The organism is Gammaproteobacteria bacterium (genome assembly GCA_013696315.1).
Lineage (GTDB): Bacteria > Pseudomonadota > Gammaproteobacteria > JACCYU01 > JACCYU01 > JACCYU01.
Window position 1 is genome coordinate 1 of the sequence record JACCYU010000076.1, and the last position, 9887, is coordinate 9887.

The 9887-nt window shown below is 60.4% G+C and carries 7 protein-coding genes and 1 pseudogene; all 8 read right to left on the reverse strand.

The window, feature by feature from the left end:
* Positions 1–348: 348 nt before the first annotated feature.
* On the reverse strand, positions 349–2487 hold the full coding sequence (locus H0V34_04105) for an SMP-30/gluconolactonase/LRE family protein (protein ID MBA2490906.1): 2139 nt from the start codon (positions 2485–2487) through the stop codon (positions 349–351).
* A gap of 294 nt (positions 2488–2781) precedes the next feature.
* Positions 2782–3900: a PQQ-dependent sugar dehydrogenase gene (locus H0V34_04110; protein ID MBA2490907.1), complete on the reverse strand. Its 1119-nt coding sequence runs from the start codon at positions 3898–3900 to the stop codon at positions 2782–2784.
* Positions 3901–4338: 438 nt separating this feature from the next.
* Positions 4339–4911 carry a type 1 glutamine amidotransferase gene (locus tag H0V34_04115; GenBank protein MBA2490908.1) on the reverse strand — a complete coding sequence of 191 codons (573 nt, stop codon included), beginning with the start codon at positions 4909–4911 and terminating at the stop codon, positions 4339–4341.
* 69 nt (positions 4912–4980) lie between these two features.
* Positions 4981–5394: an ester cyclase gene (locus H0V34_04120; protein ID MBA2490909.1), complete on the reverse strand. Its 414-nt coding sequence runs from the start codon at positions 5392–5394 to the stop codon at positions 4981–4983.
* Positions 5395–5667: 273 nt separating this feature from the next.
* Entirely contained in the window at positions 5668–5856 is a 189-nt protein-coding gene (locus H0V34_04125; GenBank protein ID MBA2490910.1) for a hypothetical protein, read from the reverse strand.
* Positions 5857–6118: 262 nt separating this feature from the next.
* A complete protein-coding gene (locus H0V34_04130) occupies positions 6119–8359 on the reverse strand; it encodes a xanthine dehydrogenase family protein molybdopterin-binding subunit (GenBank protein ID MBA2490911.1) in 2241 nt (746 codons plus the stop codon).
* Positions 8356–9349, reverse strand: a pseudogene (locus tag H0V34_04135) (xanthine dehydrogenase family protein subunit M). Before H0V34_04135 ends, H0V34_04130 begins: the two are co-directional and overlap by 4 nt.
* A complete protein-coding gene (locus H0V34_04140) occupies positions 9346–9882 on the reverse strand; it encodes a 2Fe-2S iron-sulfur cluster binding domain-containing protein (GenBank protein MBA2490912.1) in 537 nt (178 codons plus the stop codon). The pseudogene H0V34_04135 and the gene H0V34_04140 overlap by 4 nt, the downstream one beginning before the upstream one ends.
* Between the last annotated feature and the right edge of the window lie 5 nt (positions 9883–9887).

The window sequence follows — 9887 nt, forward strand, 5'->3', positions numbered from 1 at the left end:
CGCGTCTTTGATGCGCTGCTGCTCGATGAACTTCGGAGATTCCGAAGTTGACACGCAGTTGCGCCAGTAGTGGAACCCCCTTAGAGCGCAAGACTAGAGTCGAATTGGGAGATTCCGAAGTTGACACGCAGTAGTGGAACCCCCCTAGAGCGCTTCGTGCCTAGTTGATAACTGCGCGCTGCGTACCCGTATTTTGGGTCTGACCACAGAAGGACCCCTGAAGCACTCATGCGCCGGGTTCCAGTCAAAAAACGGTACTTTTAACGGTACCTGCGAAAACGTACACCACGCAGCGTGTTAAATAACAATCACTTAGGCTGTTAGTGTGTGTCCTTGCGCATCCATCAGCTAGTCCGCCGGCAGGAATGCGAGTTCGCCGGCTTCCATGTCCGGCACGATGATGACGTTGCCATCGTGACTCAAAGCGATATCGGCGGCGTTATCGAAGCGCTCCGCTGTATGCAGTGGCTCGACATCTCCCCCCATCGTCACGTGGAAAATTTCTCCATCCTTGAAGTTGCTGACGTAAATTTTGCCTGCGTGCGTTTTCGCTAGGCCGTCCGCCGATCCAAGACCTTTGGCGATCAGCGTTGTCTCGCCGCTCGCAAGCTCGATACGATGCAGTTCGCCGGAGTAAAAGTCGGTCGCCAGCAGGGTTTTGCCGCTTTCCAGCAATAAACCGTTGGGATTCTTCAAAGTCGATTTTCCGCTGGTTGAGAAGACCTGTTCAACCGCGCCGGTTTGATCGATTGCGTAAACCGCGCCTTCCCCCTGGGCGCGATTGCCCATGTCGGAAACGTACAAGGTGCCGTCTTGGGCTACCGTAAGGTCGTTGAGCAAGCGGAATTTCTCGGGAAAGTCTTTAGGGCCGGCGAGCCGCACGGGGCGCTTGAAGCGATCGATGCGCCACACGCCCGGCGTGTCGGCCACGTAAAGCCAGTCTTCCCATTGAGCCAGTCCTTTAGGATCGTCCAGACCGGCAACATAGTCTTCGCGCTGGCCGTTGGGCGTGACCAGCGCGATGCCGCCATCCCCGGTCTTTCCGAACTCGCCGATTTCCGAGACATATATTTCGCCGTTCGACATCTCTACCGCGGATTCCGGGCTTTGCAGCCCGGCTACCGTGCGCTCGCTGGCTGGGATGCCCGCGGCGGCCGCGACTCGCCACACCACACCGGCGGCATCATCGGTGACCAGCGCGGAACCATCGTTCATCACAGCCAGCCCCACGGGTCTTCCGTACACTTCGCCCTTGGCGCGGTCAGCGATAAAGCCGGTCAGGAAATCTCTCGCCGCGCCCGCCGGCAGGCCATCCTCGAACGGCACGCTGATGACCTTGTAACCCACCATCTCGGCGCGGTTCCACGAGCCGTGCTGGCCGATCAGCGCGTCGCCCCAGTATTCTTTCGGAAAACTTTTGCCGGTGTAGAACTGCAAGCCCAGCGAGGCCGTGTGCGCCCCCAGCGCGTAGTCCGGCTCGGTTGCTTTTCTTACCAGGTCGGGGCGCTCGCCCTCGTGGCGCGGGTCTTCGTGCTGGCCGAAGTAGGCGTATGGCCAGCCGTAAAATGCGTCGCGATGCGCATGGGTCAAATAATCCGGCACCAGTTCGTCGCCGAGCTCGTCGCGCTCGTTGACCACTGTCCACAACGAAGTCGTGCCCGGGGCCCAGGCCATGCCATTGGGATTGCGCAACCCGTCGGCCAGCACTTCCAGGCCCGAACCATCCGGACTGATCTCCAGAATCGCCGCGCGACGACCGTCCTTGATGTCAATGCCTTCTTCGTCGACATTGGTTGCCGAGCCGACCGATACGTAGACCTTTTGCCCGTCGCGGCTGGCGATGACGTTGCGCGTCCAGTGGTTGTTATAACCCCCGGCCGGCAGCTCGATGACCTTTTCACCCTCACCCTCGATGCGGGTCCGGCCGGTTCGATAGTCGAAGCGCATTAATGCGTTCGTATTGGCGACGTAAAAATCATCGTCCACCAGCAGCATGCCGAATGGCTGATTGAGATTCTTTAAAAACACCCGGCGCAGTTCGGGACGACCGTCGCCGTCGTTATCGCGGAGCAGGGTGATACGGTTGGCGTTTTTCTGAATGCTCCCCGCCTTGCGCAGACCTTGCTCGAATTCCTTTGGCATGTCGCGGTCCGGCACCGTCGAGGATTCCGCGATCAGCACGTCGCCGTTGGGCAGCACATACGCCCAGCGCGGGCTTATGAGATTGTCGGCGAAGCGTGTCACCGTGAACCCTTGGGGTGCGACCGGCGTTTTGTTCTCGGGCCAGCCGATCACTTTCGGGAAATTGACCGCCGACTCCGAGGCGAAGGGCGCGGCCAGCGTGGGCGAGGATCCCGCCTCGCGCGACTGCTGACCGTCGCCGCAGCCGGCCAGCGCGAGTGTGCTGCAAATCGTCAATAATGCAGTGGGAACCACGCCACGCCGGAGCGAAGCGGAATTGCGGACAAGAGTATTATTGCGGGACATCACGCCTCCTGTTTTCTCAGTATGTCTTCTGCGGGCCGCGGCTCGCGCTCCCGCAGTAGGGTGGATAAGCCCGCCGAGCCGTTCGACAAGCACACGTAACTTTTGCGGGCGTATCCACCTGCTGCGGTGGATTACGGACACCGATACAACCCATCCCTGGTTTGGCCCAGGCGCGCGCCCTGCCGGGCCTGCTGAAGCTGTTCAAAATCGCTCCAGACGATTTTGACGGCGCGCTGCGCGCCCATATCACAGTACGGGCCAAGCTTAATCGCTGCCGGCCAGAACGCGACTCACTCAACCGGCCGGTTCAATCTTGATGATTTTGCCGTCCGTTTCGTCGGTGATGACATAGATCAGCCCATCGGGGCCCTGGCGTACATCCCGGATGCGTTCGCCCACGTCTTCGAGAAACCGTGTTTCGCTGTCTACACGGCCGCCTTGCATATCCAGCCGCACCAGCACACTCTCCGCCAGCGAGCCGACGAACAGATCGCTCCGCCAGTCCGGGAACGCATCGCCGGTGTAGAATAGCGCCCCGGAGGGCGCGATCACCGGATCCCAGAAGTAAACGGGTTGTTCCATACCTTTTTTGGCGACGCCTTCACCGATTCTGACACCGGTGTAATCGACGCCGTAAGTGATCACCGGCCAACCGTAGTTGAGCCCCGCTTGCGGATGATTCAACTCATCGCCGCCCATCGCGCCGTGCTCCAGAGTCCACAACTGATCGGTCTTCGGATGCAGCGCGGCACCCTGCAGGTTGCGATGCCCGTACGACCAGATTTCCGGTTGCGCGCCCTCGCGGGTCACAAAAGGATTGCCTTGCGGGATCGAGCCATCGGCGTTGATGCGGATGACCTTGCCAATGGTGGTCGAGAGATCCTGTACGTCCTCGCGCCGGTCGTAGCGGTCGCCGGTGGTGATGAACAGGGTGCCGTCAGGCGCGAACACGATGCGCGACCCCCAGTGGTTAGAGCTGTTGACCTTGGGTTCTTGGCGCCAGATCACTTCCACTTTCTGAAGGCCATTGCGGGTCAGCTTGCCGCGCGCAACGGCCGTGCCGGCAACATCGCCGTCCGGCTCGGAATACGAAAGATAAACGAGGCGATCCGACTCGAAGTCCGGCGACAGGGCGAGGTCCAGCAATCCGCCCTGGCCTGACGCGTAGACTTCCGGCACGCCGCCAAGCGGCTCGGAAATCGATCCGTCTTTATCCACGATGCGCAACTGGCCCGGCCGCTCGGTGACCAGCATGCGCCCATCGGGCAGAAATTCCAGCCCCCAGGGATGCTCCAGACGGTCGGCCACGACGCTGGTTTGAACCGGCGCCTCGACCGGCGCCGGGGTCGGCGACCGCGGCGCCTGCGCCGCTTGCGTCGCCGCGTTGTCCGCGCACGCGATCAGCAGAGACATAATCGCCAGTGGGGCGAAGTAGCGGGTCTTGATGCTCAAGAACATGAAGCGTTTACCTTTTGTGTGGGTGCGGTCCGGGTTGGATGTCGATGGCGCTGGATGTTGCCTATGGGTGAAAGACGAATCGAGAAACGAAAAAGAGAATCTATCACCGCGGTGATAACAGCGTTGTGACAACGCCACTAGCCACTCCGACCGCGTTATGGGCGCGCGGTTCGCTCGGCGCGCCTAGTGTGCGCGAATCAGGCGGAGGCCATGCATGGCAGGACTGAAAAAGGATTCAGATGAGACACGAGGCGGCGTTTATTAACGCGCCGCCTCGTGCCAGGGGGTTAGCCAGTCTTAAGGCGCGAGGCGAACGACCACGGCACCATCCGACGTGGGTCGTATCGTTCTCGCTTGAAGGTGTGGCTTAAGATTCCAGCTTAAGGTTTTCGCTCAGACGCTGCGGGCCTGTTCGGCATGTTTGCCTTCGGCGAATTCCTCGACGATTTTTTTGCAGAACGCCGGCAGATCATCAGGGTCGCGGCTGGAGACGAGTCCCTGGTCGGTCACCACCTCTTCATCCACGACGTTCGCGCCGGCGTTGCGCAAATCGGTGCGCAGGCTTGGATAAGAGGTGAGCTTGCGCCCGCGCACCACGTCGGCTTCGATCAACATCCAGGGGCCGTGGCAGATTACGCCCACCGGTTTGGCCGCCTCGAAAAACTCGCGCACGAATCGTACTGCGTCGCTGTCCTGACGCAGATGATCGGGGTTGGTGGTGCCGCCCGGCAGGATCAGCGCGTCGTAGTCGGCAGCGGACGCCTCGGATACGATGCGATCCACGGGAAAGCTGTCGGCTGGATTTACGTCGCTGTTATAGGCCTGGATTTTGCCGGACTTGATCGAAACCAGATCGACCTTGGCGCCGGCCTCGATCACCGCATTGCGCGGGTCGACTAGCTCGACCTGCTCGACGCCATCCGCCGCCAGGATTGCGATCCTCTTACCTTGAAGTGTATGTGCCATTTCTGCCTCTGTATTTGTAGCGCGCGGTCGCATGGGCGCCGCGCGCCGGATTGATTAATTGGTTCGCGCTTATGCCGGGCTCACGCCAAGCTGCTTGAGAATACCCAGTTCGTCGGAACTGCCCCAGCGCTCTACGATCTTGCCGTTTTCGAACCGCGCGATTTGCATGCCGCGCACCTCGATGCGCTGGCCGGTCGCCGCCACGCCATTGAAATCGCCGCGATGCGTACCGGTAACTTTGTAGGCGATCGCGACGTTATCCTCATCGGCCACCATATGATCCACGGCGACTTTTAAATCGGGAAACGCGGTACGGAACATCGTAAAGAACTGTATAAAGCCGTCCGGGCCTTCGCCCTGATCGGGCGCGGGGTCATGATCGACCACGTTCGGCGCCATGACGTCCCGCAATACTTCGAGCGTGCCGCTGTTGATGGCGTCGCCCATTGTCTGCTGGGTTTTGATGTTGTCCTGCTGACTCATATGTTTACTCCTTATGGTTGAATGTATGGTTACGCGCCGGGCCGCAATATGATCTTGGTCCAGCCCTAGTCGCGGTTGTCGAAGTGTTTGTACACATCCGGCGCCTGTCCAGCGACAGCTCGTGCGAGACGATCCACGACGGTTTAGCTTTGCCTTCATGGATGAGATTGGAAAGGTGACGGTAGTAGGCTTTGACGTTGGCCTGGCCGGTACCCGTGCTCTGGCCCTTGAACCAGAATGCGCCCATGTCGAACGCAATCTTACCCTGTTTGCTCATCTCGTCTGGCGCCCCTGATCTTCCGGCAGGAAGATACCGACCACGCCGTTGCCGCCGGTGGCGCGTATCGACTTCACCAGATAATTCATCGTCATGTTCGGCTCCTCGTCGCCCTGCGCGTCGTGCGCCTGATACCCCACGCACTCGCAACCCCGATCGGCGCCCACGCCGTCGGTGAGATCCATTACCTGTTCCGCGCACGTTTCGCGGCCGACTAATAAAAACGTTTATGGGTACACAATCCGTGCCACTGGCCCGGCCGCGCTTAACTCACACCGTTGCGCGTCGATGTATATAGGTAAAACATAATGTAAAACCTATGTAGCCCCCCGGTTGGCAAACGCGGGTACGGCGATTGGCCGCACGTGGCTTTGGTGCTCGAACAGCAAACGCGAGTGGTTGTACTTTTTAGTACGCGAATTGGCGGCAATCCATGAGTTCATTCAGTCAAGGATTTTCTCCAACGTGGATTTTATCGAGCGTTATGGGCAGATCGCGCACGCGCTTGCCTGTGGCGTGAAAAACCGCGTTGGCGATCGCGGCCGCCACGCCGACGATGCCGATCTCGCCTAACCCCTTGGCACCCAGCGGATTGATGATGTCGTCTTGTTCCGCAACGAAGATCACGTCGATGTCGTGGATGTCGGCGTTGACCGGCACGTGATATTCCGCGAGATTGTGGTTCATGAAACGCCCGAAGGTTTGATCGATCACGCTTTCTTCCTGCAGCGCCATGCCGATGCCCCAGACCACCGACCCCAGAATCTGACTGCGCGCTGTCTTAGGATTCAATATCCGCCCGCCGGCAACCGCGCTGACCACGCGCGTGACACGCAGGGTGCTTAAGGCTTCATCGATCTTCACCTCCGCGAACACCGCTGAATGGGTATATGCGGAATATTGATCTAACGCAGGTGAGGACTCTGCACTGGCCTGTTCTTCGATGTAATCGAGCCGGGCGTTGGCTATTGTTTCCCGGATCGAGACGGCTTTGGAAGCATCGCTGCTCAAACACATTTGGCCGCCGGTGAACGTGATGTCCTTATAGTGCGCGCCGGCAAGCGGCGAGCCCTCGATGTCGCGCGCGAGCGAAAACAGTTTCTCCCGTACCTGCTCGCAGGCGGCCTTGACCGCCGAGCCCACCGATACCGCGGTCCATGAACCGCCTTCGATGGGCGCCCGCGGCAGCGAGGTGTCCCCGAGGTTGAACGTCACGTCTTCGATGGCCAGACCGAGCGTTTCGGCGGCAATCTGCGTCATGATGGTGTACGTGCCGGTACCGATATCGGCCGTCGCGGCGCCGACCTGAAGTTTTCCGTGCGCGTCCAGCCTCGCATTGGCACTTGCCGGGTTTTGCAAGGCTTCCCACACACCGGTCGCCATGCCCCAGCCGACGAGCTGGTTGCCTTCGCGCATCGAGCGCGGTTCGGCATTGCGTCGCGCCCAGCCGAACCGCTGCGCGCCCTGGGCGTAACACTCGCGCAACGCCTTGCTGGTAAACGGCTTGTCCTCGTCCTGATCGCGCTCGGCGTAGTTCTTCAGGCGCAGTTCAAGTGGATCGATGCCCGCCGCGTGCGCCAGTTCGTCCATTGCGCATTCCAGCGCAAACACGCCAAGGGTCGCGCCCGGGGCACGCATATCGATCGGCGTGTAAAGATCGAGTTGCACGAGTTTGTATTCGAGCCGGGTGTTGTCGCACTGATAAAGCAGGCTGGACCAGTTAACAACGTTTTCGGCGAACTCCTCGAAACGCGACGTCTCCCCGATCGCGGCGTGCGTGAGCGCCACTAGCCGGCCGTCCTTATCCGCGCCCAGCGCCAGTCGTTGCAAGGTGGCGGGGCGATGGCCGAAGGTGAACATCTGCTGGCGTGTCAAAACCACCTTGACCGGCTGCTTCAGTGCCCGCGCGGCTAACACCGCCATGAACAGTTGATATTGCGGGCGCAATCCGGAACCGAACGCGCCGCCCACATACGGCGAGACGACGCGCACGGCGTCTTCCTTGAGGGCGAACACATTGCAGATGTATTGCTTGCTGCTGAGCACGCCCTGCGTCTTGTCGTACACCGTGATGCGGTCGTCACCTTCCCAGATTGCCGTGGATGAGAACGGTTCCATCGCATTGTGATGTTCGACTGGCACGCTGTAATCGGCCTCGATGCGAACGCCAGCGCCGGCCAGCGCGGCATCGGCGTCACCGCGCGCCGCCACGGGTTCACCCATGCGGTATTTCTCCGGCACATAGGCCTGCCCACGCCGCGCCCCGAGCGAAGTGTCGTGCTCCGCCGCTTCGTACTCGATATGAACCTGGGTGGCTGCGTAGCGCGCCAGTTCGAAAGTCTCTGCGATGACCAGCGCGACCGGCTGACCACTGTATTGAATTTCGTTGCTGTAAAGCGGGCGAAACGGCGAACCTGGCGGCGACAACGCATCGGCGAAACACGCATCTTCGCCCGCCAGGCCGGAGACGTTTTCGTGCGTAAAAATTTCTAATACACCTTGCAGCGAGATCGCTTGTGCCACATCGATGCGCACGATCTTGCCGCGCGCGATCGGGCTCGAAATGATCACGCCGTGCGCCAGCCTTGGCGCTTTAAATTCCGCGGCGTACTTCGCTACGCCGGTGACTTTCGCGTGGCCATCGACGCGGCTGATGGGGGTGCCGATGTAAGCGGTCGCTGACCTCATGCTGGCTGCTCCGTCGAAACGGCCCGTTGCAAAGCGCGTACGATCGCGTGTTGCGCGAGCTCGATCTTGAAGTCGTTTTCGCCGTAACCTTTTGCATTACGCACGACCGCTGTCGCAGCCTGCTGAAAATTCTCCACGGTCGCGGGTTTGCCGTTCAATATTTCTTCTGCCTCGCTGTCACGCCAGGGTTTGTGCGCGACGCCGCCGAGCGCCAGCCGCGCGGTGCTGATGCGGTCACCATCCATTTCCAGCGCCGCCGCGACCGACACCAGCGCGAATGCGTACGAAGCGCGATCACGCAGTTTCAGATAGCAGTAATGTTCCGCGAAGCCCTTGGGCGGCAGGTCGATCGCCGTGACGATTTCGTAGGGTTGCAGGGTGTTGTCGATTTGCGGCGTATCGCCGGGCAGGCGATGAAAGTTGGTAAAGGGAATTTGGCGCTGACCCTCGCTGCTTTGAACCTGCACACTCGCCTCCAGCGCCGCCAGCGCCACGCACATGTCCGATGGATGCGTGGCAATGCACTGGTCGCTTGCGCCCAGGATCGCGTGGATACGGTTGAAACCGTCCATCGCGGAACAGCCGGCGCCGGGCTCGCGCTTGTTGCAGGGCGTGGCGGTATCGTAAAAATAATAACAGCGTGTGCGCTGCATGAGATTGCCGCCGTTGGTCGCCATGTTGCGGAGCTGCGCCGACGCACCCGAGTATGGCTTTCGACAGCAACGGGTAACGCACACGCACGGTTTCGTCGTAAGCCGTATCCGCGTTTCTGACCAATGCGCCCAGCCGCAAACCGCCGTTTTCGGTCGCCTGGATCCTGTTCAGCGGCAGCTGCGTGATGTCGATCAGACGGCGAGGACGCGCCACGTTCTCCTTCATCAGATCGACGAGATTGGTGCCGCCGGCGATGAACTTCGCGGTTGAATCAGCCGCGATTTCGCGCACGGCTGATGCCACGTCACTCACTCTTGTGTACGAAAAATTGTTCATGATGGGGTATTGACTCTCGCGGCCGCGATCACCTGCTCAATTGCCGCGACGATGTTCGGGTAGGCCCCGCAGCGACAGATGTTGCCGCTCATCAGTTCTCGGATGTCGTCGCGCGTCTGCGCGTGTCCTTCATCGATCATTCCGACGGCGGAGCAGATCTGGCCCGGTGTACAGTAGCCACACTGAAACGCGTCATGTTCCACAAACGCCCGTTGGAGGGGATGCAGCGTGTCGCCGTCAGCCAGGCCCTCAATCGTCGTGATGCTGGCGCCGTCCTGCATGATGGCAAGACTCAGACATGCGTTGATGCGTCTGCCATCGACCAGCACCGTGCACGCGCCGCATTGTCCGTGATCGCACCCCTTTTTCGTGCCGGTCAGATCAAGATGTTCGCGCAACAGATCGAGCAATGTCGTCCATGGCGCGACGTCCAGCGCATGTGCCGCGCCATTGATTTCCAGCTGAATCGAATGTGTAGATGGCGGCACCGGCGATGCCTGTCCATCGACCTCCGGCATTCTCGACTGATTCATAAGCA

Excerpts from the sequence above, each read along its gene's own strand:
- H0V34_04120 (MBA2490909.1), bottom strand. The coding sequence starts at position 5,394 with ATGAGTCAGCAGGACAACATCAAAACCCAGCAGACAATGGGCGACGCC.
- H0V34_04130 (MBA2490911.1), bottom strand. The coding sequence starts at position 8,359 with ATGAGGTCAGCGACCGCTTACATCGGCACCCCCATCAGCCGCGTCGAT.
- H0V34_04110 (MBA2490907.1), bottom strand. The coding sequence starts at position 3,900 with ATGTCTCTGCTGATCGCGTGCGCGGACAACGCGGCGACGCAAGCGGCG.
- H0V34_04105 (MBA2490906.1), bottom strand. The coding sequence starts at position 2,487 with ATGTCCCGCAATAATACTCTTGTCCGCAATTCCGCTTCGCTCCGGCGT.
- H0V34_04115 (MBA2490908.1), bottom strand. The coding sequence starts at position 4,911 with ATGGCACATACACTTCAAGGTAAGAGGATCGCAATCCTGGCGGCGGAT.
- H0V34_04140 (MBA2490912.1), bottom strand. The coding sequence starts at position 9,882 with ATGAATCAGTCGAGAATGCCGGAGGTCGATGGACAGGCATCGCCGGTG.
- H0V34_04125 (MBA2490910.1), bottom strand. The coding sequence starts at position 5,856 with ATGGATCTCACCGACGGCGTGGGCGCCGATCGGGGTTGCGAGTGCGTG.